This window comes from Halovivax asiaticus JCM 14624 (assembly GCF_000337515.1).
Taxonomy (GTDB): Archaea; Halobacteriota; Halobacteria; order Halobacteriales; family Natrialbaceae; genus Halovivax; species Halovivax asiaticus.
In genome coordinates, this window is sequence record NZ_AOIQ01000021.1 from 134878 (window position 1) to 158797 (window position 23920).

24 protein-coding genes are annotated in these 23920 nt (G+C 56.5%); 6 read left to right on the forward strand and 18 right to left on the reverse strand.

The window, feature by feature from the left end; genetic code table 11:
• Positions 1-23 precede the first annotated feature (23 nt).
• On the reverse strand, positions 24-353 hold the full coding sequence (locus tag C479_RS13195; RefSeq protein ID WP_152415903.1) for a hypothetical protein: 330 nt from the start codon (positions 351-353) through the stop codon (positions 24-26).
• 140 nt (positions 354-493) lie between these two features.
• Positions 494-622 carry a hypothetical protein gene (locus C479_RS16945; RefSeq protein ID WP_275039667.1) on the reverse strand — a complete coding sequence of 43 codons (129 nt, stop codon included), beginning with the start codon at positions 620-622 and terminating at the stop codon, positions 494-496.
• Positions 623-1145: 523 nt separating this feature from the next.
• On the opposite strand from C479_RS16945, the gene C479_RS13200 reads away from it, so the two are divergent.
• Together C479_RS13200 and C479_RS13205 are read left to right on the forward strand one after the other, a co-directional pair.
• Positions 1146-1400, forward strand: a complete 255-nt coding sequence (locus C479_RS13200; protein WP_007703525.1) for a hypothetical protein — start codon at positions 1146-1148, stop codon at positions 1398-1400.
• Positions 1401-1542: 142 nt separating this feature from the next.
• Positions 1543-3195 (forward strand): long-chain fatty acid--CoA ligase, encoded by a 1653-nt coding sequence (locus C479_RS13205; RefSeq protein ID WP_007703527.1) that lies wholly within the window; start codon positions 1543-1545, stop codon positions 3193-3195.
• Between the two features lie 133 nt (positions 3196-3328).
• Here the strand turns inward: C479_RS13205 and C479_RS15890 are convergent, their stop codons facing one another.
• The 5 genes from C479_RS15890 to C479_RS13230 form a co-directional block, all read right to left on the reverse strand.
• Complete coding sequence (locus C479_RS15890) at positions 3329-3820, reverse strand: hypothetical protein (RefSeq protein WP_007703528.1); 492 nt, start codon at positions 3818-3820, stop codon at positions 3329-3331.
• Positions 3821-4094: 274 nt separating this feature from the next.
• Positions 4095-5453, reverse strand: a complete 1359-nt coding sequence (locus C479_RS13215; RefSeq protein WP_152415904.1) for a hypothetical protein — start codon at positions 5451-5453, stop codon at positions 4095-4097.
• A 210-nt stretch (positions 5454-5663) separates the two neighbouring features.
• Positions 5664-6656 carry a restriction endonuclease gene (locus C479_RS13220; protein WP_241430194.1) on the reverse strand — a complete coding sequence of 331 codons (993 nt, stop codon included), beginning with the start codon at positions 6654-6656 and terminating at the stop codon, positions 5664-5666.
• Between the two features lie 207 nt (positions 6657-6863).
• On the reverse strand, positions 6864-8261 hold the full coding sequence (locus C479_RS13225) for an ATP-binding protein (RefSeq protein ID WP_007703535.1): 1398 nt from the start codon (positions 8259-8261) through the stop codon (positions 6864-6866).
• A 107-nt stretch (positions 8262-8368) separates the two neighbouring features.
• A complete protein-coding gene (locus C479_RS13230) occupies positions 8369-8899 on the reverse strand; it encodes a putative phosphothreonine lyase domain-containing protein (protein ID WP_007703537.1) in 531 nt (176 codons plus the stop codon).
• An 86-nt stretch (positions 8900-8985) separates the two neighbouring features.
• Here C479_RS13230 and C479_RS13235 point away from each other — a divergent pair, with 86 nt between their 5' ends.
• Entirely contained in the window at positions 8986-9585 is a 600-nt protein-coding gene (locus C479_RS13235; RefSeq protein WP_152415905.1) for a hypothetical protein, read from the forward strand.
• An 8-nt stretch (positions 9586-9593) separates the two neighbouring features.
• Here C479_RS13235 and C479_RS13240 read toward each other — a convergent pair whose 3' ends face one another.
• From C479_RS13240 to C479_RS16150, 5 genes are all read right to left on the reverse strand, one after another.
• Positions 9594-10166 (reverse strand): hypothetical protein, encoded by a 573-nt coding sequence (locus C479_RS13240; RefSeq protein ID WP_206536721.1) that lies wholly within the window; start codon positions 10164-10166, stop codon positions 9594-9596.
• A gap of 258 nt (positions 10167-10424) precedes the next feature.
• Positions 10425-11660: a DsbA family protein gene (locus C479_RS15895; protein ID WP_152415906.1), complete on the reverse strand. Its 1236-nt coding sequence runs from the start codon at positions 11658-11660 to the stop codon at positions 10425-10427.
• Positions 11660-12535 (reverse strand): hypothetical protein, encoded by an 876-nt coding sequence (locus C479_RS13255; RefSeq protein ID WP_007703546.1) that lies wholly within the window; start codon positions 12533-12535, stop codon positions 11660-11662. The genes C479_RS15895 and C479_RS13255 overlap by 1 nt, the downstream gene beginning before the upstream one ends.
• 407 nt (positions 12536-12942) lie before the next feature.
• Positions 12943-13290 carry a type II toxin-antitoxin system RelE family toxin gene (locus tag C479_RS16145; RefSeq protein WP_152415907.1) on the reverse strand — a complete coding sequence of 116 codons (348 nt, stop codon included), beginning with the start codon at positions 13288-13290 and terminating at the stop codon, positions 12943-12945.
• Complete coding sequence (locus C479_RS16150; RefSeq protein WP_152415908.1) at positions 13283-13939, reverse strand: type II toxin-antitoxin system antitoxin SocA domain-containing protein; 657 nt, start codon at positions 13937-13939, stop codon at positions 13283-13285. The genes C479_RS16145 and C479_RS16150 overlap by 8 nt, the downstream gene beginning before the upstream one ends.
• A gap of 263 nt (positions 13940-14202) precedes the next feature.
• On the opposite strand from C479_RS16150, the gene C479_RS13265 reads away from it, so the two are divergent.
• Positions 14203-14448, forward strand: a complete 246-nt coding sequence (locus C479_RS13265; protein ID WP_007703550.1) for a hypothetical protein — start codon at positions 14203-14205, stop codon at positions 14446-14448.
• A 66-nt stretch (positions 14449-14514) separates the two neighbouring features.
• On the opposite strand, the gene C479_RS13270 is transcribed toward C479_RS13265, so the two are convergent.
• From C479_RS13270 to C479_RS13295, 6 genes are all read right to left on the reverse strand, one after another.
• Positions 14515-17472: an N-6 DNA methylase gene (locus C479_RS13270; protein ID WP_152415909.1), complete on the reverse strand. Its 2958-nt coding sequence runs from the start codon at positions 17470-17472 to the stop codon at positions 14515-14517.
• Between the two features lie 498 nt (positions 17473-17970).
• Positions 17971-18555 (reverse strand): hypothetical protein, encoded by a 585-nt coding sequence (locus tag C479_RS13275; protein ID WP_007703555.1) that lies wholly within the window; start codon positions 18553-18555, stop codon positions 17971-17973.
• Positions 18552-20273 (reverse strand): sodium/proline symporter, encoded by a 1722-nt coding sequence (locus C479_RS13280; RefSeq protein ID WP_007703561.1) that lies wholly within the window; start codon positions 20271-20273, stop codon positions 18552-18554. The genes C479_RS13275 and C479_RS13280 overlap by 4 nt, the downstream gene beginning before the upstream one ends.
• The gene (locus C479_RS13285; protein WP_007703563.1) at positions 20270-20449 is read right to left on the reverse strand and encodes a hypothetical protein; all 180 of its coding nucleotides are present in this window, start codon (positions 20447-20449) and stop codon (positions 20270-20272) included. Before C479_RS13285 ends, C479_RS13280 begins: the two co-directional genes overlap by 4 nt.
• A gap of 92 nt (positions 20450-20541) precedes the next feature.
• The gene (locus C479_RS13290) at positions 20542-21309 is read right to left on the reverse strand and encodes a Nif3-like dinuclear metal center hexameric protein (protein WP_007703565.1); all 768 of its coding nucleotides are present in this window, start codon (positions 21307-21309) and stop codon (positions 20542-20544) included.
• Positions 21310-21901: 592 nt separating this feature from the next.
• The gene (locus C479_RS13295; protein ID WP_007703567.1) at positions 21902-22204 is read right to left on the reverse strand and encodes a hypothetical protein; all 303 of its coding nucleotides are present in this window, start codon (positions 22202-22204) and stop codon (positions 21902-21904) included.
• 190 nt (positions 22205-22394) lie between these two features.
• On the opposite strand from C479_RS13295, the gene C479_RS13300 reads away from it, so the two are divergent.
• Positions 22395-23339, forward strand: coding sequence for an acetamidase/formamidase family protein (locus C479_RS13300; protein WP_007703568.1), 945 nt, complete (start codon positions 22395-22397; stop codon positions 23337-23339).
• Positions 23340-23459: 120 nt separating this feature from the next.
• Positions 23460-23900 carry a DUF2391 family protein gene (locus tag C479_RS13305; protein ID WP_007703569.1) on the forward strand — a complete coding sequence of 147 codons (441 nt, stop codon included), beginning with the start codon at positions 23460-23462 and terminating at the stop codon, positions 23898-23900.
• Positions 23901-23920 lie beyond the last annotated feature (20 nt).

A 23920-nucleotide genomic window follows, 5' to 3' on the forward strand; every position in this document is an offset into this window, starting at 1 on the left:
CCCGCGGGCGTAGCGGAATCCTGTTACTGATGGGCCGGGAAACGGTCGCGCGAGGCGTGGACGACGTTGAAACACCGGTCGTGATCGCAGAATTTCGTGTCGCGTCCCTCGCACACCGCCACGATGTTGGGTCGCTCCGTGTCGGCGCAATCGTGGCAGTACCGAGCCGTGAACCAGGCGCGCTCCGAATCGAACTCGGCCGTGTGCGTCGCCGCTGCGTCACAGTCGTACACGGTACAGGTTCTCCTAGCGGGTGAGTGATCTTCGAGAACCGCGTTGAGCCCCAGTCGGAGGCTCTCGTACCCCTCGGCGATCGTCTCGCGGTCCCCCGTTTCGACTATCGATCTAACCACGTTCGAGTTCGCGGCGCACGGGTTGCGGAACGAGTACCGATCCGGTACATTCGAGAAGCGATAGCACATCCGCCTACGCGAGGTGGATCAACGGGCCGGCGTCACCGACGACTATCCTGCTCATCGGACGGCACTCAGGCCTACAGTCCCCACTTCACGTCCGCCTTGACTGCCTCCTGCGCCGTCTCGACCTCGTCGACGAGTTCGGCCCCGAATTGTTCGACGGCTTTCTCCCGGTCGTGTTCGTAAACGAGCACCTGCTCAATCACGTCGGACTCCTGTAAGTCGCGAGCTTCGGCGATCTCTCGGACGCGTTCTGATATTTGGGCAGCAACGGCGTACGATCGCGTGGTACCGTTTGTAAATCTGCGTCCGCCGGTGTGCCCGATTGTGTATAAGTGTACGCGTGTATGCTCGTATGTTCTGGGAGTCACTGATTGCAGCCGGCGTGCTGAACGGCCACCGTCTCGAAGAAATCTTTCTCGGATCTGCAGTTGATTCCACAACTTAACCAGTAACTATATTACACGTCACGTCAATTATCCGCACGGAAGCCACGGACTCGCGAGGGGTAGAAATGCCCCGGGTGCTTGGGACACCCGAGACGTGGCTTCCAATTCCCTGACGTGGGATCTTGGTAGCCATGTTCCGAAAGACACCTTCGAGACAAAAAGGTCTCGCACGCCCGTTGCCTAGAGAGTCGTATCGCTATCCGTCGCTTAATTTCGTTTTCGGGGATTGGGGGCCGAGTCACGTCGATCAGTTCGATCGACAGCACTGCGAGGTGCTCGGATGACATCCGTCGAGCGAGCGCGCGACGGAGCTGGCGATATGTCTCCCGATCGGGAGTGTTATCGGTGTGATCGGGACGTGGCACCAACGCGGCTCTTTCGGCTCGTCGCCGAGCCGCCGGCCGCGCTTTCGTCCGACTACCAGACCGCGGAGCGGTTTTGCTGCCCGGATTGCGCCGCCGCGATGAACCTCTCCGAGTTTTCCGAGCAACTGAAAGCGCGTGCTCGTCGAGGTGTGAAGTCGCTGGAGCGGTGAGTGTGGAGCGAACAACTGTCGACTAACAGCGACTGGCCACCCACGATGGACGGCGCCATCACCGCCTTCGTTTCACTGCTCGAGTGACAGTACGGCCATCATTCAGGAAAACCCTATCCCCATCGAGGGCGACCAGTGTGCTATGAGCGGATACGATCAGACGCTCGAACCGTTTCTGTGGCGTGCGGAAGCCATCCACTCCGACCGGGAGATCGTCGCCCGGACACACGAGGGGATCAACCGGTACACGTACGGCGAGTACGCGGACCGGGCGCGTCAACTGGCGAACGCGCTCGACGCGCTCGGGATCGAGGAGGGCGACCGGGTCGGGACGTTCTGCTGGAACCACGAGCGCCACTTCGAGACGTACTTCGGCGTCCCGAACATGGGCGCGCAGTTGCACACGATCAATCCGCTGCTTCCCGACAGCCACATTCAGTACATCGTCGAGGACGCGGCCGATCGCGTCATCTTCGTGGATCCGTCGCTGGCGGAGAAGCTCGCTGGGGCGTACGACCCGGACGCCTTCGAGAGCGTCGAGCAGTTCGTCGTGATCGGTGACGAGGTCCCGGACGTGTCGCTGGAACCGCTGACGGACTACGAGTCGTTCATCGCGGATCAGTCCACGGAGTACGACTGGCCTGACCTCGACCAGGAGGACATGGCCGGAATGTGCTACACGTCGGGGACGACCGGCAAGCCGAAAGGGGTCGAGTACACCCAGCAGATGATGTGGAGTCACACGATGGCGATGTTGACTCCGCAGGGGCTGGGGATCGAGGATTCGGACGTCGTCATGCCGATCGTGCCGATGTTCCACGTCAACGCGTGGGGGATGCCGTTCGCTGCGACCGCCGCGGGGGCGAAGCAGGTGTTCCCGGGACCCGCTCCCGATCCGGCGGACATCGCCCACCTCATCGAGGAGGAGGGTGTCACCATCACCGCGGGCGTGCCGACCGTCTGGCTCGGCCTGCTCGAATACGCGAACGAGAACGAGGTCGACCTCTCGTCGCTAGAGCGCGTCGTCATCGGCGGGGCCGCCGCGCCGAAGGCCGTCATCGAACAGTTCGACGACCTCGGCGTCGAGGTGGTCCACGCGTGGGGCATGACCGAGACCTCGCCGGTCGGCGCCGTCGCCCACCTCACCGACGAGATGGAGCGCGCTCCCTACGGGACCCAGGTCGACAAGCGGAGTAAGCAGGGCCTCATCGTCCCCGGTCTGGAGTTCAAGGTCGTCGGCGACGATGGCGAGGAGATCGCGTGGGACGGTGAAGCCTTTGGCGAGTTGCTGATTCGGGGTCCCTGGGTGACGACGGAGTACCACGAGCGCCCGGAGGCCAACGAGACGGACTTCGAGGGGTCGTGGCTTCGAACGGGCGACATCGTCACGGTCGACGAGGAGGGCTACATCGAGATCGTCGATCGCGCCGACGACGTCATCAAGTCCGGCGGCGAGTGGATCTCCTCGCAGGAACTCGAAAACGCCATCATGTCCCACGAATCCGTCTCCGAGGCCGCGGTGATCGGCGTCCCCCACGAGCGCTGGCAGGAGCGCCCGGTCGCGATGGTCGTCGTCCCCGAGGCCACCGACCGCGACCAGTTGACCGAGGAGCTGAAAGCGATGCTCCGCGAGGAGTACCCGAAGTGGTGGCTCCCCGATGGCTTCGAGTTCATCGACGAGATCCCCAAGACCGCCACCGGGAAGTTCTCGAAGATGGATCTCCGCGAGCAGTACGCCGGCGAGGAGTTGCTGGAGGAAGATGCGCCGGCGGACGCCGCTCCTGACGAGGATTGAGAGCTAGTCGGTATCCGTCTTCACTGATTCAGAATGCTGGCCTCGGCACTCACGACTCACAATCTATCCATAGTGAATGTGCTTAGCGCGGCTATAGACGCCGCTCAATCCGTAATCCGTTCACTCTATCGTACTACTCTTCGAATGGGTGCCAGTCCCAACAATATCCGGGGTCCTCTTCGGGTCTGACTCCTGTGAACGTAACAAATACCCCATGCTCATATCGTAGCTCCTTTTTGTAGGCGGTGATTTTCTCGCGGTCATACTCTCCTGAGCGCCCCGATTTCTTTGCTTCCACCACCAGCAGGTTATCGTAATGGTCCCCTCTGTTGTGGACGATAATATCTGGATAGACTGTCTTTGCATCAAGGTCCTCTGGGTCAACGTTATCCGGGATTTTACTCGTGAGGTGCTCCATCGAAACGGCTTTGCTCACCTCATTCTCTCCCACGCGATTATATTCTACATCGACGTCCCAGTCTCCGCCGACCTCTTCTTCAAGGTAAACTGCCAATCTATGAGTGATGCTTCTCTCGTTAACATCATACCTCAGTAAGTCAGTATCATCTTCGATGACTCTCTCAAGAGCCTTCGACAATTTCTGACGTGCTTCTTTTTCGTCCATGACCTGATCATAGGTAGTCCTGTTTGTTCAAGAGGTGGGTATTGAAGTGGTGGAGACGTTCTCCAGCGGGACGTGGTCTGATTCACAGTGTCGATGTACTCCAGTGGTGAATCCAAAACTGACCGAGGCCTCTGGATACCAAGGCCCCAGACAAACCCTCCCATTTCGTGCTCTGACCGCCAAAATCGGGGCCACTGCACTCACGACTCACAATCTATCCATAGTGAATGTGATTAGCGCCTCTGTCGAGCCTGCTGATGCTCTCGTTCCCGAATTAATCTAGCTTATCGAATAGCAACAGGATGATGATTTCAATGGGGACGATTATCGCAACTGCGATGAGGAACGTTGAGACAGGCCCTTCGGCCGACGTTAAGACATTCACTCCCTGAACTACACCAACCACTGTCAGTACCAATGTTAGGACAACGACCGATATCTGCAATCTCCGATTGGATTTTTGATTTTCTGTGTTCAGTACCGTCGAACCAGCTTGTACCCTGTCGCTGAAATAGTTAGCAACGTTCTGATATCGGCTGTTGAGTTGGTCAACCCTCTCGGAGATGGTTTCGTACTCTTGGTGCATTTCGTCTGACAAGCGATGAAACAGCGACCTGTTATCGACACTTGCACCTATCTTACTCGGAGTGCTTACTTGGCGTTCGTATGCTTGTCCTGGCTTATCAGAGCGTTCAATCCTGTTAAAGAGGTTCTCGATTTCGTCGCGGTCATCTACTATTTCAGAATGAAGTTCAAACCACCTATCATGAAGGTCACGTAATTCCGATTGCTCGGTGGCTATTTTATCAACATCAAAGTCATCAGTCAGTGACCAATCTGTCTCAGACGCACTATCAACATCGTCGGCAATGTCCAGTAGTTTCTCTTTCTGGTTTTGCTGCCAGTGATGAGCCTTCGTGTATACTGAAAGCGGTATCAAATACTCATTCAACCATTCTACATCCAGATTCCCCTCTGGAATCTGCTCTCGGCATTCAATCGCTACAAACTCATCCCATACGTCGCTAACACTGGTGGGCGAAAGAAGAAACGAATCCTGTACCATCGACACGTAGGACTCTGGGTCGTACCCAAATTGGTCCAGCAGGTCCGAATTGAAATCCCCCCATCTTCGCAGGTCAAGGTGGTCGGTGTTCACTCTGATTGGTTCATCATCCTCTGGAATTACTCGAATTATATTTGACGTACCCAACACCTCTACTCCTCTGAACACTTCTTGCTGAAACTCGTCTAAGTCAGAACGAGCGTCTCTCAGTGTTAGTGGAATGTGTCGCTGACGGTGAGGCAGCATATCTGTTGCATAAGAGGGGAATTCCGCCGATAGGACTACGTCAGTTATTGACTCTGTTTGATTGAGTAAGCAGATATCTCCTTCCTCGAAGTCTAGTTCATAGAAATCCGTAATTTCGAACCTATCGAATCCACGCTCTACACTCCATCTTTGCCTACCTCCAATAGCGCCAATGCTTCCTCCGCCCCCAATAGCACCAATATCACCGTCGATATCTTGTACGATAGTATCTTTGACCGTTTCTCTATCCTCGAACTTGATATGGCATATTCGGATTAGCTGTACTGAGTCGAGTTCTACTGTTGGAGATTGCCCAAACATAGTGAGAAAACTATTAGACACTCAGTGTTCCGTCGGTGTTAGAATATCCCTCACACTTTTCGAATCTTATTGTGGTTGCCTGTCTTTCTGACCCCAGAAATCGAGCCGCTTCTGCCTCGATGCTCAGCCCACACTCGGTCTCGATATTTTCACCTTTGGCCTCAATATCATGGTAACGGTCTCCAGAAGGGGGAACGAATACACGCATTCTTACTCCTCCAGAGGCGGGTCTTGTGATGGGATATAGACCTGCTTCAACGGGACTGTTGCCTGATACTCGGGATCGAGGGCGTCGTAGTGTTGAATCAGGAGGTCAATGAACTCATCCCGGTCAATGAGCGTGACTCGTTGTTCGGCATTCCGTGCTGCTTCCTGTGCCTCACTGGTATAGCCACCAGTCGACACGAACAGGCCCCGTTCGCCGTTCCCGAGGGTTCCGGTGAACGCTCGCATGTCCGGCGACCCAACCTTCGACTGCTGGCGCTTGACCTGAGCTTTGATATACGGCTCTTCGAATCCCAATGAATCGGGGTGAGCGACCACGTCGATACCGCGGTCCTGACTGTCTCGCGTCTTCTTCGCGTGGTATCCCATCGCTCGTAGGACTGCGGCGACCAATTCCTCGAAGACGAATGGGTCCATGTTCGCCAGAATGTCGGAGATGAGTTCGTCTGCCTGGTTTTCAACTTCGTCGACGAATGGGACAGTGTCCTCCTCGTCCTCGCCCTCATCGGGTGTCTCCCCGCTTAGAACGCCTGTGATTTCAATAGCGCAGCTGTCAAGCGAGAACACCGTGAGCGTGCTTCCGAGCGTGTTTTTCGTCGAGGTCGTGAACTCGTCACGGGAAACCGTGTCTTCCCATTCGACACGCCTGACGTGTGGATATCCCGGTGGGTGGTCGCCTGGTTTCCACTCGTACCCACTAGTGACCTCCCCGATGAGATACTCGCGCTCCGTCTTGTCGTAACTCAGAACCAGATGCCCCTTCTCCATCTCGAGCGCGAATCGGTTCACCTGTCCTGCATTCTGGGCGATACGTCGGCTGTTATGTTCGGAATACTCGTCGGTCGAATTGAATCGGGCCTTCATCTCTTCGTAGGATCGGACATCGGATACGTCCCCGAGTTCTTCCCATCCGATAGCGACCAGCGAACGAGACTCGAATTCGTCTACTAACTCGTTGTCGTTCCCGGCCCGAACCATGAACGCATGCTCTGCCATATTACCCAAACTATTGCGAACATCGAATTATCAATGTTCGCATGCTCTACTATCTCCGACAAGTCCGAGATGGCTATGCGTGGAAGCTATCGCCGCAGTTTCGACAAGTTGCCCATCCACCTTGCTTCACTTTCTGCTTCTCGCCGCACTCGGGGCACTCACGCCAGACGGAGCGGTTGTGATAACTCATTAATTGCTGATAGCCGCTTCTGCGACCTCGCCTAGCAGGCCTGTCAGTGCATCCTCGAACGGTTTCGAGAGGTCAGGTGCTCCTCCACTTCTCGGGTGTGCGACTTCGTGGAGCAACGTGCTGGCGAAATCTCGAACGCTGTTTAGTTGCTGACGTCGAATGACAATACGCTGTTCATTTCCATCCCAGACTCCATTTGCCATCTCGCCTCGCTCGGTCATTCGAATCGTCTCTGACACCCGTATCTTCTCTACAGGTGGGTTATTGAGGAGGTCGAGAATATCGTCCCTGCAATTCCACACCTCGCGCTCGTCCTCTGTCATTTCGTCCTCGGGGACCCAGTCGTACTCGAAACTCTCGTTGTACTCTTCGAGATACGTGCCAACGTCACGAAGGCGATTCCCCTCGGAATCTCGCTCGTCCTGGATCTCGTTACGGATGTTCTCGGGGACAGTGACGACTCGATACCCGTCTCTACGGGCATGGTTGAGCAGGTCCGCGTTCGAGTGTAGCTCATCCACGGTCGCAAATACAACGTCGTCCCGTTCGTTCAGGAGCTTTACCGCGTGCAGACGAATCGGTTTCCAATTCACTTCATCGTGGGTTGTTCCATCCGTGAAGTTCTCGAAATCGTCGACAAGCCGCTGAGCGACTTCTGTGGTTTCACACTCCCGTAGAATATCTTTCACCCGCGAACTATAGGCTGTGCGCCCAACGTTTGAACGCTCCCGATTCAGGGCGTCTCGGACCTGCTTCGTCGTCTTCGTGATGTTGTAGCTGAAAAGGAAGTTCTCCTCGGTAGCGACCTTGAGCCCAGTAACGTAGATACGGGAATCCTCGCCTGCGGGGGAAGCGTAGACCTCTCCGAACTTGGTTTCCTCCAAGAGCTCGTCGTCGGTAAAGCGAAGAAAGTTGCTTTTGGCCTGATCGATTTGAGACTCCGTGATGCCATCGAGAACCACGTCCGTTCCATCGATATCACGCTCAGGCGGATAGATGAGCCCGTGCAGTGTCTCAATGTCTTCGAAATCCGCCTTAGGCGCTTTCTCGACGGTTATTGTCTCGTGCTTCGAGTGAATGGTTACGTCGACCCCGTTACGGTAGAACGTCGCCAGCGCGTCCTTCAACCCAACGCCGAATTTGCCGATTACCTTGTCCGGGTTGTTCAGCTTCTCCTCGTCCTCGTTCTGCGTGAGGTGCTCGTGGCGTAGCCCTCGACCGTTATCCCGGATGTGCCATCTCCCCTGGTCGTCTTCATAGATTTCTACTTCACTCGTTTCTGTGAGGGCCTGTTCGTCGAGGGCGTTAGCGATTACCTCTCGGGCTGCATCTGCGACACCCCACGCCTCTAGCACCTCCTCCATGTTGAGGTCGAATTTTCGTGCCTGTTCGGACATATACTCCCCCTTGGATCGGAATAGTCTTGAAAATTAGACAACCACTGTGAAAGTGAAATCGACCTAATCGCCGATAATGACGGCTCGTATTCTCAAAATCACCTACTTTATCCGAAATACCGACTTGCTCCTGGAAGACCCCTCTCCTGAGCAGTATCGGCGTAGATTCCCTTTCTGGTGTAGATATCTGGTTTATAGTACAGCGTTTCCTCTATCCCGCACTTATTTCTCAGCAATTCGCGGACTCGAAAGACATCCTCTTTGTCGAAGTAGTTGGGTGTATAGACGACGATGACATGGTTACCTCGATTCTCTTCTTCGCGACCATATTTGGCTGTCACCTTTGCTGAGTAGATTTCGTTCTCTTTGACCAACTCGGTCACGTAGCCCCAGACGTCGTCGATCTCGGCGGGTTTGAGGAACACGTTCCACTTCCCAGAAAGTGATGTCGGGGAATCGTGTTGAAGCGCTTCTTCGTCTAATTCCCGAACAGTGTCGTTATCAGACTCTGGTATGTCGTTCGCTGTCATGTCTTTTTGCTTCAGAACATCGTGAGCCTCATAGTAGTCTTGCCTGTCGCCTTGAGCGTAAATCCAATATTGCTCTACCTCTTCGGATGGGGGGTGTGTGCCGGCCATGCTACTGCAATTGTAACTCACCGGTTTCAATCCCGCTACCACCGACCTTGGAGTTATTAGAAACCCGGAACAATCAGGAAACTGCTTTGCTCGTTTACGGCTACGATTTGGAAACGACAAGGTTCTCACCCTTCGAAGATCAAATCATCAGCGCACAGTATTCGTACGACGATGGAAACGTCTCGTTCTATCCTAGCTGGGAATACGAATCGGAACGAGAACTCCTTGTTGACTTTCTGGACGATTGGGCTGGGATCAAGCGGAAGCGTATCGGGGCTGACGGTGCGCTCTTTGTTGGGTTCAATATCCTCGGGTTTGATGCCCCGTTCCTTTTCCTGAAGTGCATCACTACCGACGGTGTGCTCAACGACTTGGGATGGTCATACGAGGATTGTTGGAACCAAATCTACCGATGGCCTTCATATCTCGACCTCGCACACCTTCTTGGAGCCGACTTCATCGGGATGGAGGCAGTACGCGGCGAGATTGTCGGTACACAGGGCGACTTCGCTGGTGAGGACGTGCCAGAGTACTACGAAAACGGTAAACACGAAATCATCGAAGAGTACGTCCGTGACGAACTGGCTGCAATGGCAGCAATCTACGAGGAGCTTCGTGATTCCGCGTTCTTTGAAGAGCTAATGGGAATCCGTCGGCAAGTGGGCCTCGAACGAGAATTGGTATAGTTGTCCCCTCAGGAACTCAGGATTTCTGCACGCTCAGGGTGTTTTAATAGCTGCTCTAGATCCCGTATTTCTGCTGAAGACGCAACCTCGCGGAACAGTTTACCTCGCAATGCCATCCACGTCGTTTCCAGGGCTTCCCGTTCCGTTTCTGTAGCAGGAATCCAAATACAATCACCAACGGACTGTTTACTCCCCTTCGAAGCAAACGCAAATGCTGTCGTTTGTTTAGGAATCTCGGTTAGTGCATCGGCCACTGACAAGAGGTATGGCTCACTCAACACGGCGAACAGCAAGTCGTATTCTCGAGTCAGTATATTATTGAACGTCTGAGGAATGCTCTTCTCGCGGCCGACTGCCTCGATCGCCTCGTCATTCGTCAGGCCGTCAATATTGTATCCTGCTCGCTTGGCCCGCTTTCGAACGGATTCGATATCGCTGAAACCACACTCATAGGACGGTATCTCCGTATCGTCTCGTAGCAACCCGAATCCTGCGGAAATGATATACCAGTCGACATCTGCAACCTCACGGAGATGAGTGACTGCCGTCTTGACGTGCTGGTGTTCACGACCAGTATACATGCCTGCCGCAGTCGTGGTGTACTCGGCATGTTCCTGTACTAGTTCCCCACGCGAGTGCCCGTCTACGTCCTCACAGTCAAGAACGGGGGCGTATCGTTTGTCTTTGGAACAGGGCGAGAGTACGCAGACATCCATCCGTCGTTCTATTCAAAGACGTCACACCGAGTGGTGAAACTCTTTGTGCGTCATTGAGAGGAACCCATTGAAATGGTTCGTCAGGACAACATCAACCGCTTCTATGGCTTACTCGACGAGAATTTAAACGGTTTCCCAAAATGTACCACAGTTGAACTCTACTGCTCGGATTTCAGCGGAACTACGGAGTTTCTTAGTAGCGGTTTCTCGCGAGAGGTCGAATACTTCCATCACTTCTTCTGTAGCAACTGGTCCATGTTCCTCTACGAACTTGGTGAGTGGCTGGAGAACAGGCTCTGGTTCCATGGTGTGACCGAGGAATGCGGCTAGCGCTCGTTCGTACTCAACGCGGCCTTTCCAAGTCCGAGGAATATTATCGATCTCAACCTTCATCACCGGCATCTCTGTGGCTTCAGGAGTTCGTTCGAGTGTAACGGCGTCCCAGTCCTCTGCCAGTCGGCGTTTATTTAGACCGACGTCGGCGGCGAGGTCCAGAAGTAATTCTCTGTTTTCGATATTTCGTCCTTTAACCTGAGCTGCTAACCGTAACCGGCGAAGATAGTTTCGAGCTAGTTGTTCGTCTTGCTTTTTGGCTGCGTTGAATGCTCGGGAGGAAAGTTTTGTAGAGGTTGGTGGCTCTTCTTTCCACACGTCTTCGTTTGTGGGTATTCTGTGGGTTTCTGCGTTTTCTCGCCATTTCTCTGCTTGGTGTAGAGGATCATCGAACGTGCGGACAGGTGCTAGCTCGTAGGAGATTTCGAGTCTATCTCCGAATGTGTATTGCAGGTGTTTTAACACCGGTTCCATTCCCCAGCCGGTGTTGTCCCAGGGATCGGTGTGGACAACGATCGAGGCTTCTTTCTCCTTTTCGTCTTCTTCTTCATCTTCTTCGGTGTCCTCTTCATCCTCGTCATACTCTTCATCGTTCTCTTGGTCATTTTCTTGGTCTTCAAAGCTGTCAGAGTCTGAATCTCCTTCCGTCTCCTCCGACTCACCGTCTTCAGGCTCTTCACACTCCGTATCATCGGATTCAGAATCATCTCCCTCTTTTTCGTCTTCTGCTTCCTCGTCTTCACCGTTTTCGCTGCCCGAACTACCGCTACCGCTGCCTCCACTGCCTCCAGCTGCTCCCGCTCCTCCAACCCCAGCAGCGCCAGCGGCACCTCCGCCAGCACTGGATGCCGCAGCTCCGGTAGCACCAGCCACAGCAGCCGCTCCGCCTCCGCTATCATCTTCATCTTCCTTGGAGCCTCCTGAGTCGCCGTATTCGGTGATGTCTCCGTCTGTTCTACCGTCGTCATCGTCGTTTGAATCGCTACTTCCGCTACTGCTGCCTCCGCCGGAGGGTCCTAATCCCATTAGCATGATTTGTAGTCGTTGAGTTTCGGTTGCTTGTGGCCGTGGTTAGCAAACAGTGCTTCTTCCCTGCGGGGACGCCATTCTGCGAACATGTCTTGTGAGAAACTTCCATTTCCGTCGGAGCAGCTCTTGATGAACTGGGTGAGTCCGCTCGCCCCTGTAACCCGTGGAGGAAGTTTTCTGAGGTGGGTTTCGCCGTGTCGGGCGATGGCGAGAACGTTATCGGGATCAATGACCGTGATGAGATTATTGATGTGGTCAATCAGATCATTGATCTGATTCCCGGTCGATCCTCCACAGTATTGCCGTGTATAGAACGCGAAATTCGTGAATCCGAGGCGGTGAAAGAGATCGACGTACTCCTCGAAATGCCACTGCTTCATACCCTTTGCAAGCGGGAGAAGTTCGATTTCCCAGCCTTGTTCAGCAATTTCCTGGTTCAACCATTTGAGCCGGATTTTGTATTCTCTGATCCCGCCCAGCTGCTTTGCACCATCATCTTCCCTGTAGACGGTGCCGGTATCAGGAATGTAAATCGCGGGCTGGATCTGTTTCAGTATGCGTCGGATTTGTGCTCTGGTGCGGTTTCGCAGGATTTCGTCCTTTTCTGTTGCTGTTACGATGGGGACTTGCCAGGGTTCAAGGACAGCGTCAAGAGTACCGTATTCATCGAGAACTTCGACGACGTCACAGAAGTTGACCATCACGTATGTGATGAGCATGTTTCCTTTCAGGAAATCCTCAAATCCGTCGTGAGGAATCTCGATTCGGAGTATGATGCCTCTTGGGAATTGTTTGATCCGTTGGGAAACAACTGCCTCTCCTAGAGTCTGCTGGTCTCTGCTGGGACCTCGGGCTTTTGACGACGAACTCATGTATTTTCCGTCTCCGATTGGTTTCCTTGGGAGACATTCTCTAAGTGGTTGCCATCAACTATAAAAGTACCGAGTAGGGGAAGCCTAATTCGGCGCTCTAGGCCTACCAAAACCCTCGAATTCGAATCCTCGATTGCCGCTATAGAAAAGGTGGCTACGGAATAGTTCCCCTTCTAACATTCCCCAAACTCAATTGTCGATCGAGAGTCTTACGAGATGTATAGAACTCCTTCAAGGGAACTGTTTCTTCAGTGATGATCGTAATTCGAGTACAGCTTTATCAGGCGTATATCCTGTGAAAGCAGTTTTCTTTCCGGCTTACCAAAAAGGGAAGAGGTCTAATTCCTGTTTGGAGATAGACCTGTATTCAATCTACAAGTGTGCACTTGGAAACGTCACTTGCAATTCTAGTAAAAATTCTCTCGCTCTCCTGTTTCGAACAACTTAATGATTTTCTGGGGATCTTCCTGATTTTCCCCATGCAAGTCTTCACAATCAGCACAAGCGTTGTGTTCCATGTCGTCACGTTCGATACATTCTGGACAAGAAGAGAAAACTATTCGAATAGGATCATTTCTGTGTTTTCTCTTTCCCTCATATTCCCCTTTGAGACGAGTAGAGTTCCCCTTTGGATCCTCTACGATACCCTGGACACCTTCTATGACCGAGTCTCCTTTTCCCTGCTTATTGAGTTTCTTGTAGTCTCGTTCAAACTTTGGCTGTTGTCTAGCTTCAAAATTCTCGCCTTCAGACATCGATGGAAAAAGAAGAACTAGGTTCTTTGCGAGCCTCTTCAACAGCAGTATTCACTGACTTTCTCGATCTCTCATGAAGCAATATGTCTAAGGTTTCAGCCCATTCGTCAGAGAGTTCGAATCTCTGGTTGTATTCGTCATTAGATAACGACCAGATGATATCTGTACCCTTCGGGATGTCTTCGACTTTTTGCTCAGTTCCAGACGCCATCAGTTCTACATTCATATCGTAGACTATGTTTTTGAGTTTGTAACCAGGAATATCTCCATACTTTTCGATAGTCAAATTAATTTCCCGGACTATGTCGCTATTATCAGACAGGACAGGCGTTGCTTGGTCTAGTACTTCTTTTCCTTGAGAGAGTATCTCCCCCGACTCCTCAGATACAAACCTGTTTTCACAAAGATATTCGTGATCCTCATACACTTCCTTACTCATTGGACCGTGTTCCCATCTAAAAAAGGAATATTTGAGTCCATCGATCCCTTCTTGGACTAAAGAGTTTTCACTAAGAAAGACTAGTTTTTGGAGCTTCACGTCACCTGTGATCCGGCTTGTTTCTGAAACTCTGTCAAACAGATGCAACAATAATAACCGGTCGACAAGTCTGTCCTTATAGTCCCGCGGGTCCCCGTACTCTTGGCTCATTACTAGACCATAGTTTGGACAAAGCGCAAAAATCTTGTGTCGTAATTCACCATTTAAATCTTTCTTTAGAGCCATTGTAGATGGGGTATCATGTCTACTATCACTATCCACAACGCCTAGGAGTGTCCGGGCATAAGTTTCTGATGTAGAAAATGAGCAAAAATTGAGGGTCTCAACAATGTGACTGGGAGAATGAGGTAGGCCTAGCCGAAGAAACGACTTACGTTGCCCTCTATCCCAATCGAAAGCACGTCGAAGAGTGGATGGAAGAAGCAGAAGAGCAGGGCTACGGGAGCCAATCGAAGTACCTGTACGAGCTGATACAGGAGGCCCGTGCTGCTCGGAAAGAGGGGTTTCTCGCGTACAGCCAAAACGAGTCACAGGCCGAAGAGCTACAACTAAAAATCGAGCAATTAGAGGACAAACTCGAAAATGCTCGCAACTCCGAACCCGGTGAAATTGATATCGCCCACGAAGAGTTTGTGACTGCGTTCCTCACCGAGCGGTAGTGACTTTCTCCAAATCAAACTCAGCATCCAGTGACCACGATTCGACGACGTTGACGATCTCTGGCATCACATAAAGTCGCTTAACTCGGCTTCCTCAGAACCCTCGGAACCGACAGTAAACGTGCTCGTTCCCAGTTCTTCGAGCGTATCCACTTTCTCCACCATCACTTCGGAAGTCGTACCGCGATTGTTCCGCCGCTCCGTCACGGCCTCCCGCAACTCCTGCAACTTCTCCACGCTGATGTCCACACCCGACGCCTCTATAACCGCCTCGTCAAGCCGATCCTGTGCATCCGACTCGCCTGCCTCCAACGCCCTGTACGCGTCCTTGATGGACTCCAACTCTTCCTCGTCCAATTTCCGGACGTCCAGTACCGGAACACCAATCAACTCGTACTTGGCCAGCTCCAGCATCCCCCGGCCCTCGCTCCTCCCCCATGCCTCGACGAGTCCCTGATACACGTTGGAGTTGAGGACTCCAAGAAGAGCCATCGTGTCCACGCCCCTGTCCGGGTACAGACAGTGCAGTCGGTTGTTCGGTACGATGCCTTCGTTGCGACTGGCGAAGATACGATACTTGAACCCCTTCGGGTGCAGAATTGATGCATCTCGCTTCCGGTTGATGTCGTAGCTCTGCCCTACGTCGAACCACACATCGCGGCTGGCGGTCGTCTTCCGTTCGTTGAACTCCCGTGCCTCTCCCTCGCGGACGTAGTCCACCAACTCGGTGTGACCATCATCACGAAACGCCTGCTTGACTCGCTCCTCCAAGTCGGACTGTTCAAAGCCCCCGTTCGACTTCACGTCCTTGACGTACTCGTGCAGGTCAAGGATCCGCAAGTCCGTCATCTCTGCGTTCAACACCTGACCGCGCTCGATGTCCTTGATCCATCTCACCGCCGGCGATAGGAATTGCTCGTCAATCCCGCGCTCGGCAGCCTCGTCCTTGTCGATGTAGAAGAACTCGTTCGCACCGGTCTTGACGCCGCCACCCGAGTCCTCGAGTAGGTCTTTGAGGGGAACCATCATCGGGTTCTCCAGCATCTCAATGAAGGTCTGAGGCGCATCGAGGAAGTAACCGAGTTTGCTGGTGTCCCGATCCATCAGGTAGTCTTGGCTCACGGCCACCGTCCGGTACGCCCCCCGATTCACAACCGCCATCTCTCGGTTGTCGTCGATCGGGTAGTCGAAGTTGAGTGTGTCGATGATGTCCTCAACCTCCATCGTGTCCTTGATTCTGATGAAGTTCACCGTATTATCGCGCCGTTCAGACTCGTCACTGCACTTCTCCAACATCACCATTGCACCGTCAACGAACGCATCTTCGAACGCCCGAGCGCCGAAGCCGACGACCGCACGCACCTTGAACTGGTCAAACAGGAACTGCTGGAACCCTTCGCCGTACCGGGTCATCATCCACTTCGTCGGGATGATGTACCCCATTCGACCGCCATCGCGCATGAACTGTCTCCCGTGTGTGACGAAGTAGACGTAGGCGTCGCTGTATCCGCTCAGTTTCTTGTCTCCGTCGTAGTACTCACCGTTCCCGATTTTCTTCAGGTGGCTTTTGAAGTGCTCAGAGTCGGGGTACAGACTCCGGTGATCCATATACGGCGGATTGGCGATGGCGGCGTCGAACTTGCCGAGAACACCGTCTACATCCTCCTGCTCGCCGAGCCGCGTACTCGCCAAGTACTGCGTCTCCGGATCGATGTTAAAGAAGCTGTCGTGGTACAAATGCAGACGGTCAGTGCGCTCGGAGATGTTCTGGCTCGCCAGATTGATCGCCGTTAAGTGGAGCGGAAATCGGTTCACGTCAACGCCGACAATGCTGTCGATGATCTCCTGATGAGTGGCGGTCGGAGCCACCGAATCAAGTCGGTGGTACGCCTCCACGCAGAACGTCCCACTCCCCGAGGCCGGATCTAGCACCTTCGGAATCTGACCGTCCTCGATCGGCTGAATGGCCCAGTGAGTCAACGTCTCGGCGATCTTCGGCGGCGGGTAGAATTGTCCGAGCGCCTTCCGTTCCTCTGCCGGGATCAACTCCTCGTATATCTCGCCGAGCAAGTCCTCGTCAAGCGTGACGATCTCCTCTGCCTCGATGTTGCTGAGGAAGTCCTCGAGCGTCTGGAGTGTCTTCTTGTTCTGCGGGAAGTCAGCGAACAGGCTCGCCCCACTATTGAAGATCGGTTCGTAGTCGATTTCTTCGATGATGGTTTCGAACTGATTCTGCAGGTGTGTCTCCAGTCCACTCAACGTCGTGTGTTCGTGGAGTGAGTCCAACTCGAACCCGCTCTCCGTCTCGATCTCCGGTACCGTGTCGTCGATCTCGGGATCGTACTTGGGCTTCGTCTTCTCGCGCACCACTTCGTAGAACAGAACCTTGTTCGTGAGCAGGTACGCGTACTGCTTCCCGGCCACCTCGAACTGCTTCTCCTCGTCAAGGTCACTGTAGTCGTTCTCCGCAATCCACTCGTCGAACTGCTGCGTGAACCGCTCGTTCCGACCGTACTTATTCTCGGCAAGCGCCGCGTACGTCGGCCAAATCGAAGAGTGGAACGACCGCAAGACGCCGACGATACGCTCCCGCTCCGTCTGATCCGGCAGCGCCGCCTCCTCGTGGACGTGTTCTACGACACCGAGGAGTTGTGGAATCGCCTCCTCAAGCGTCGCTTCACGGAGATTGAAGTAATAGAAGTCCACGTCCGACATCTCGATCTCGCCCTGATAGTGGAACAGAAACAAGTCGTTACTGTTGCACGTGGCGAAGAACTCGGCTTCCAGCGAGTCCGCGTACTGGCGCGCCTGCTTTACCACCTCGTGGTCACGCGGGTAGATGTCGTCCCGCTTGACCTCAATCACCAGCTCGCCGTTGAGGGCAGACGGCACGTAGATGTCCGCAAACCCCTCGTCGGTCGTCTTCTCAGACACCGGCTCGTCAAACAATGTGTCGTTGTCGTCAATGTAGTCGAGAAGACGGGTGTAGAGAATCCCGTGGAATTTCGCCTCCTTTGCGCTCATTATATAGCTGCTTCTTATCCACACCTCAAAGTTGTAACGACGTGAGAATTCGCTCTCATGATGGAAATAATCGAGCATAGAAATCTAACAGTACATCGAATGTCTTCTCTCCATTTTGTATGGATGTTTCTATCGTATTATGCTCGTTTCTCCTAATTGTGGAATACGAGACTGATCAATCACGGTTGACGCACCACTCCCGGTATGACTGGGGCCTATGTGACGCCTCAGAGTGTACTCTATTCGCATTTTGATTACGACTGTCCTCTCTCAGAGGGTAGTAGACGCAATTCTCTGACGTTCGTTCACTTCTTTCCCGAAATGTATGGATAGAAAGCTGGCCTCGGCACTCATAGGGCTCGTCGTCACCGGTTGCCGAGACCGGTTCGGCCCGGGTGCATCGTCATCGGCCACGCGGGGATAGTCGGTGCCGGCACAAACCCGTTGCCCATCGGGTGTGCTTTGGGCCCGACATCCATCGGGTGCGTTCTAATTCCGTCACTCCTCGAGCGACCGCTCTGACCCCGTCAAACTGTCCACGATGACGTCGCCGTCGTCGCGCTCGGCGAGCCAGAACAGCTTGTAGCCCGTGACGACGCGCTCGAACTCGATCTCGGGCGCGCGGTTCAGCGAGTATCGCCGGAGGGTCCACTGAAAGACGGACTTGCGGGCGCGTTCGTCGGCGTCTTCGGGCGTGAGTTCGGCGGGGAGGACGAGGGTGTCGTCGACGTGTCGGGATTCGAGGTCCGGGAACGTGTCCGCGCGGACGGCGAGCCGCCGCGACCGATCGACACTGACGACGAACGCGTCCTCGCGGTCGTCGAGTAGCGGCCGCGACATACTGACCGACGCGTCGTAGATCCGGTAGGGGTAGGCCACACAGCCGACGCGACCGGTCGCCTCGACGTCGTCGCGCTCGATCGAAGGGGGGACGACCGAAAGCTCGACGGACTCGCAAGCGCGTGGGTCGTCGTCGCGAACGCGCGGATCATCGGCCGCTGGGGACCGCATCGACGCCGCGTGGCTGGCCGCCGTTCCCGTCTCGTCGCTGGTTCCCTCGTCTGCCCGCTCGTCGGCGCTCATTCGTCCACCTCGCCGTCGTCCGGGGTCCCGTCACGCGTTCCGTCCGTCCAGTAGTCGCTGTCGCGAACGTGGTCGCGGATGGCGTCGGCCTCGGTGATCGCCTTCGGCTGAGGGAGCCCGCCGTCGGTCGCGACTGGCGACGAGTCGCCGGCCGAGTCCCGATCGCCGAGCACCGCCGAGAGGGGCTTGTGCATCACCGAGAAGTGCTCGTCGAGGTGCTCCTTGCCGGGCGGTGTCGTGAGTTTCGAGACGACGATCATCGTCAGCGCCGAGAGGATGAACGCCGGGAATAGGCCGTAGACGGTGAGCAACCCGTGGAGGAACGGCGAGGACGCCTCGAGTGAGGCCAGCGTCGCCTCACCGAGGATGAGTTCCCACTGCGGCCAGACGAGCATCGTCGTCGCGCCGACGATCATGCTCGACACGGCGCCCTCGCGGGTCAACCCGCGCCACCACAGCGTCGCGATGAGCGTGGGGCCGATCGCCGCGCCCAGTCCGCCCCACGCGTAGTTGAGCACCAGATCGTAGATGGGTGTGTTTCGAGCGACGTACGCGAAGGCGATGCTGGCCCCGCCGAGGCCAAGCGTGACATACCTGGAGTAGCGCACGAGTTGCGTCTCAGTGGCCTCTCGGTCGAAGTAGCCGTGGTAGACGTCCTCGACGACGGCGCTTGTCGCGACGAGGAGTTGCGAGTCGGCGCTCGACATCATCGCCGCGAGCGCGGCCGCGAGGATGATCCCGGCGATGGCGTTCGGGAAGAGTTCGAGGGTCAGCCGTGGCATCGCGTTCTCCGCGTCGGCGAGCGCGCCGTCCCCGAACGCCACCAGCGCGTACAGCCCGACGAGTGCGGCACCGATGTACGCGACGAACATGAACAGCTGGGCGACGAGCGCGGCGAGTCGGATGTTCCGCACGCGATCGATGCCCATGAATCGGACCATGATGTGCGGATTGCCCGGCACGCCGAGCCCGATCGCCGCGTAGCTGATGATCCCGAAGACCGCCGCCCAGCCGGTCATCCCCGCCGTGATACTCGTCAGCGAGCCGTCGATCGAGGCCCCGCCCGAAAACGGCGAGCCGAACTCCCCGAACGCGATGATCGGCAGGATTGCGAACGCCGCGAGGATGATCGCCCCCTGGAAGTAGTCGGACCACGCGACCGCGAAGTAGCCGCCGAGGAAGGTGTAGCCGACGACGATGATGCCGCCGACGACGATGCCGATCCAGAGTTCGGTACCGGTGAGGATCTGCAGGAGCGTCCCCGCGGCGACGATCTGTGCGCCCACGTAACCACCCTCGAAGATGATCAGTACGACCGCCGAGACGCCCTTCACCGTCCCGGTATCGTCGCGCAGGCGCGTCTCGAAGAACGTCGGCAGGGTGACCGCTCGGACGATCTCGCTGTACTTGCGCAACCGCTTGGCGATGCCCGACCACGCCGCCAGGTCCGCCGGGATCATCCCCAGTCCGTTGAAGAAGGCCATGATTCCCGTGCCGTAGGCGTCTCCGGGGACGCCTAACGTCAGCCAGCCACTCATCTCGGAGGCCCGCTCCGAGAAGCCGGTCACGACCGGGCCGACGCGCCGACCGCCGATGACGTAGTCGCCGACCGTGTCGAGCAGCCGCGAGGACCAGAGCCCGATGCCCACGAGCACGAGCAGGTAGAGCCCGAAGGTGACGAGCACCGCGTCGCTCGCCCCGCCTGCGATCCCCGTCACGGTCGGTCACCTGAGGTTGCCCCCGTTTCGTCTGCGGATCCCATCTCGTCGGCATACTCCTCGCGAAGTCGTTCCTCCCGTCGTCCTTCCCAGACGTAGTAGACGACGAGGAGCACCAGGTACACTGCGAACGGCCCAACGAGACCGATCCAGTCGAGCGTGCTCATCGCTGCCATACGGCGCGTGACATCACCTCATAAAATAACAGTACCGGTAATTTCTCACTACCTGTCCGTTCTCCGGTGACTTGCACTCGCCGCCTTTGGCACTACAATCCGGTCGGCACGTCGAGGAACGTCGTCCCGACGCCCCAGCCGCCGACGAGGTCCTGCAGCGCCTGGACGCCGAATGTCTCGGTGGCGTAGTGGCCCGCCAGCGCGACGTGGATCCCGGCCTCCTTCGCCTCGTGGTAGACCTTTCCCTTCCCCTCACCGGTGACGAGCGCGTCGACGCCCGCCTCGACGGCTTCGTCGAGCCAGTCGGTGCCGCTGCCGGTGAGCACCGCCACGTTCTCGATCCGGTCGGGACCGAAGTCGAGCAGCCGAACGTTGCCGGGACCGGTGTCGAGTTCGGTGGCAAGCCGATCGCGGAGTTCGTCGGGCGCGTACGGATCCGGTGCCACGCCACGCTGGCCCACGCACTCCGGCCCCAGTTCGCCGAACGGTTTGCGGTCGGTCAGTTCGAGTACGTCCGCCACGCCTGCTGCATTGCCCAGTTCCTGGTGGCCGTCCAGCGGGAGGTGCGAGACGTACAGTGCCAGGTCGTTCTCGATCAGCGGGGCGATCCGGCCGTACTGCTGGTCGGTCACCCGCTCGATGCCGGCCCAGGAGAGACCGTGGTGGGTGACGAGCAGGTCCGCGCCCGCATCGGCCGCCGCGTCGATCGTCTCTTGGACGCCGTCGACGGCGAACGCGACGTGTTCGATCTCGGCGTCGGGCGGGCCGACTTGCAGGCCGTTCGCACTCGCGTCGAGATCCGCGTAGTCGTCCGTTCGCAGCTCCTCGTCCAGCCGGTCGACGAGTTCGGTGAGTTTCATACCGGCTCGTTGGGCGGCGACCGTGTAAGCGATTTGGGTCTGTTTCGATACCTGTCTTCTATCCGTTCGAACGAGCCCCCTATTCGATCTCGTCCGCCCGATCGTCTTCCAGCAGCGTTCGTGCTCGGCGGTAGATCGGTCTTCCGAGCCAATCGCGGTCTTCTGGATCTGGTCCAGCCGTCGGTCTGCCTCGTCGGCTCGGAGCCGCCCTCGTTTGACCAGTGCGGAGAGGACGATCGGAGAGATCGCGACCTGTGCCTCGGTTAGTCGTTCGAGTTCGGGTAACGCACGGATATCGTCGGTGACGAGGAAGGAGGCATCAAGTGCGTTACAGAGAGCGATGCAGGTGCCTTCTCCTCGGTCGATTCGGGACGTCTCGGCGACGGTACCCGTCGTTTCGTGGACCGTAATGCGCTCGACATTTTCGGTTACAGCTGCCGCCGCCCGTCCGTGGGTATCCTCGTACGCCGCTGTGGATTCCAGTTCTTCCAGCACGTGACGGCTCGTGTGGACGTCGAGTTCGTCGAGCCAGATTGTGAGAACATCACCACAAGATAACGAGACGAGTGCGCTGGTGTCGGCGACGATCATTCTACAGCGAGGCCATCTCGTCAGCCAGCTCGTCGCCCTGGTCGAGAATGGCCTTCGAAGAGCGGACGGATTCGGCGTCCTGGCGGCCGATAAACGCGCTCAAGGTGTCGAATTCGATCTCGTCGTCGAGGTAGAGTTCGACGACCGCTTCGTTGAACGATTCGTCGTCTTCGATGTCCGAAAGATACTCGCAAAGCGCCTCCGTGACGATTTCTGTTCGGTTCCGGTGGGTTACCTCTGCGGCGATGTCGGCTTTTTCGAGGAGTTCTTCCGGAAGGCGGAAGTTGGCTCGTGTCGTCCCCATGGTTAGTTGTGGGTACGCTGTACATACGGAAGCAAAAAGCTAGGGTCGTCGAGTACGTCCACACCGGAAAATCATTCGCCCGATCGTCGCCCAACCAGAGTCTTACCAGCTGGTGCTAGCACGGTCCAGAACTGGTCTTTCGACCACCGGGAAACCACCACTTTTGTCCAATCCCGACGAACGATCGTCCATGTCACGTACAACCGTCTCACACGAGGAGGGTGCGATCTACGAGTTCACTCCGACGCTCGACCCCATCGCGACCGTCGAACCCGGCGCCGAACTCACGATCGAGACGCGAGACAGCTTAGACGGGGCGGTCCAGACCGACGACGACCTGATCGAATCGGTCCCGGAGGAGGTCAACGCCGCGACGGGGCCGATCGAGGTTGCGGGCGCCGAACCGGGCGACGTGCTCGCCGTCGAAATCGAGGACGTCCGCCTCGCGGAGGACCGCGGCCGGGTGGTCACGATCGACGGCTTCGGCCTGCTGGACGGTCACGAGGACATCGAGGCGCCTCGGACGAAGGTTACACCGGTCGCCGAAGACTCGACCCCGGACGCGGACGTGGTCACGGACGCCGTGATCGAGTTCGGTGATCACGAGATTGCCGTCGATCCCTGCATCGGGACGATCGGTGTCGCGCCCGCGAGCGACTCCTACACCACGCTCGTCCCGCACGACCACGGCGGCAACCTCGATACGACCGACGTCTCGGCGGGCAACACGATCTACTTCCCCGTCTTCCAGAACGGCGCCATGCTCGCGATGGGTGACAGCAAGGCCGCCATGGCCGACGGCGAGATGTGCGGTACGGGCGCCGAGATCGCGACCGACATCGACGTCACTGTCCGGGTGATCGACGGCGACGACGTCGCGGTCGAGCTCGACCGCCCGCTGATCGAGACGCCCGACGCGTGGAAGACCGTCGCCAGCGCCGAATCGATGGAGGAAGCGTGCGAACTGGCGAACCTCGACGCGATCGACCTCTTCGCCACCGAGCATGGCTTCGGCCCAACCGAGGCCTACATGTTCTCGAGTTTGGTTGGTGGTCTCGAGATCAGCCAGGTTGTCGATCCGCTGGTGACCGTGCGGAACGCGATTCCGAAGACTCACTGCGACGGGCCGTTCTGAGATCTGTCCGGCGATCACGGCGTCCCGTCGCTGCACGGTGGCTACGGTCCCGCCGATGTCTCGCTGATCCGCACCGAGTCGACCACCATCGCTTTTAGTGCGCTCTGCAAAGGCCTGCCCATGAACGCGAGCCGGTTTCGTCGGCCGCCGGAGTTCAAGCTGACCGACGTCGCCCAGCAACTCGTCGGCGGCTTCCTCCTCGCCGGGCCGTTCGTCGTCACCGAGGAGGTCTGGAGCCTCGCTGGTAGTATGAACGCGATCCAGGCGCTCCTGACCGTTGCCGTCGTCTTCGCGATCGGGTACGCCAGTCTGTACAAAGCCAACGACGACAGGGACGTCGACGCCGAACAGGAGGTCGGCGGAATCCCGCTGCGATTCATCTCACTCATGCTGGTCTCGTTCGGCTCGGTGACAATTCTGGCACTGCTGTTCGATGCGCCGGACGTGTTCGTGAGCGGGTCGCTCATGACGCTCCCGACCATCGAAACGACGCTCAAGGCCGTCAGCGTTGGCTCGATCTTTAGCGTCGTCGGTGCGTCGACGGCGGACACGCTGTTCTGAGACGACGGGGTTCTCGCCGA

Excerpts from the sequence above, each read along its gene's own strand:
- C479_RS13200 (WP_007703525.1), top strand. The coding sequence starts at position 1,146 with ATGACATCCGTCGAGCGAGCGCGCGACGGAGCTGGCGATATGTCTCCC.
- C479_RS13205 (WP_007703527.1), top strand. The coding sequence starts at position 1,543 with ATGAGCGGATACGATCAGACGCTCGAACCGTTTCTGTGGCGTGCGGAA.
- C479_RS15890 (WP_007703528.1), bottom strand. The coding sequence starts at position 3,820 with ATGGACGAAAAAGAAGCACGTCAGAAATTGTCGAAGGCTCTTGAGAGA.
- C479_RS13215 (WP_152415904.1), bottom strand. The coding sequence starts at position 5,453 with ATGTTTGGGCAATCTCCAACAGTAGAACTCGACTCAGTACAGCTAATC.
- C479_RS13220 (WP_241430194.1), bottom strand. The coding sequence starts at position 6,656 with ATGGTTCGGGCCGGGAACGACAACGAGTTAGTAGACGAATTCGAGTCT.
- C479_RS13225 (WP_007703535.1), bottom strand. The coding sequence starts at position 8,261 with ATGTCCGAACAGGCACGAAAATTCGACCTCAACATGGAGGAGGTGCTA.
- C479_RS13230 (WP_007703537.1), bottom strand. The coding sequence starts at position 8,899 with ATGGCCGGCACACACCCCCCATCCGAAGAGGTAGAGCAATATTGGATT.
- C479_RS13240 (WP_206536721.1), bottom strand. The coding sequence starts at position 10,166 with ATGTATACTGGTCGTGAACACCAGCACGTCAAGACGGCAGTCACTCAT.
- C479_RS15895 (WP_152415906.1), bottom strand. The coding sequence starts at position 11,660 with ATGGGATTAGGACCCTCCGGCGGAGGCAGCAGTAGCGGAAGTAGCGAT.
- C479_RS13255 (WP_007703546.1), bottom strand. The coding sequence starts at position 12,535 with ATGAGTTCGTCGTCAAAAGCCCGAGGTCCCAGCAGAGACCAGCAGACT.
- C479_RS16145 (WP_152415907.1), bottom strand. The coding sequence starts at position 13,290 with ATGTCTGAAGGCGAGAATTTTGAAGCTAGACAACAGCCAAAGTTTGAA.
- C479_RS16150 (WP_152415908.1), bottom strand. The coding sequence starts at position 13,939 with ATGAGCCAAGAGTACGGGGACCCGCGGGACTATAAGGACAGACTTGTC.
- C479_RS13265 (WP_007703550.1), top strand. The coding sequence starts at position 14,203 with ATGGAAGAAGCAGAAGAGCAGGGCTACGGGAGCCAATCGAAGTACCTG.
- C479_RS13270 (WP_152415909.1), bottom strand. The coding sequence starts at position 17,472 with ATGAGCGCAAAGGAGGCGAAATTCCACGGGATTCTCTACACCCGTCTT.
- C479_RS13275 (WP_007703555.1), bottom strand. The coding sequence starts at position 18,555 with ATGAGCGCCGACGAGCGGGCAGACGAGGGAACCAGCGACGAGACGGGA.
- C479_RS13285 (WP_007703563.1), bottom strand. The coding sequence starts at position 20,449 with ATGGCAGCGATGAGCACGCTCGACTGGATCGGTCTCGTTGGGCCGTTC.
- C479_RS13290 (WP_007703565.1), bottom strand. The coding sequence starts at position 21,309 with ATGAAACTCACCGAACTCGTCGACCGGCTGGACGAGGAGCTGCGAACG.
- C479_RS13295 (WP_007703567.1), bottom strand. The coding sequence starts at position 22,204 with ATGGGGACGACACGAGCCAACTTCCGCCTTCCGGAAGAACTCCTCGAA.
- C479_RS13300 (WP_007703568.1), top strand. The coding sequence starts at position 22,395 with ATGTCACGTACAACCGTCTCACACGAGGAGGGTGCGATCTACGAGTTC.
- C479_RS13305 (WP_007703569.1), top strand. The coding sequence starts at position 23,460 with ATGAACGCGAGCCGGTTTCGTCGGCCGCCGGAGTTCAAGCTGACCGAC.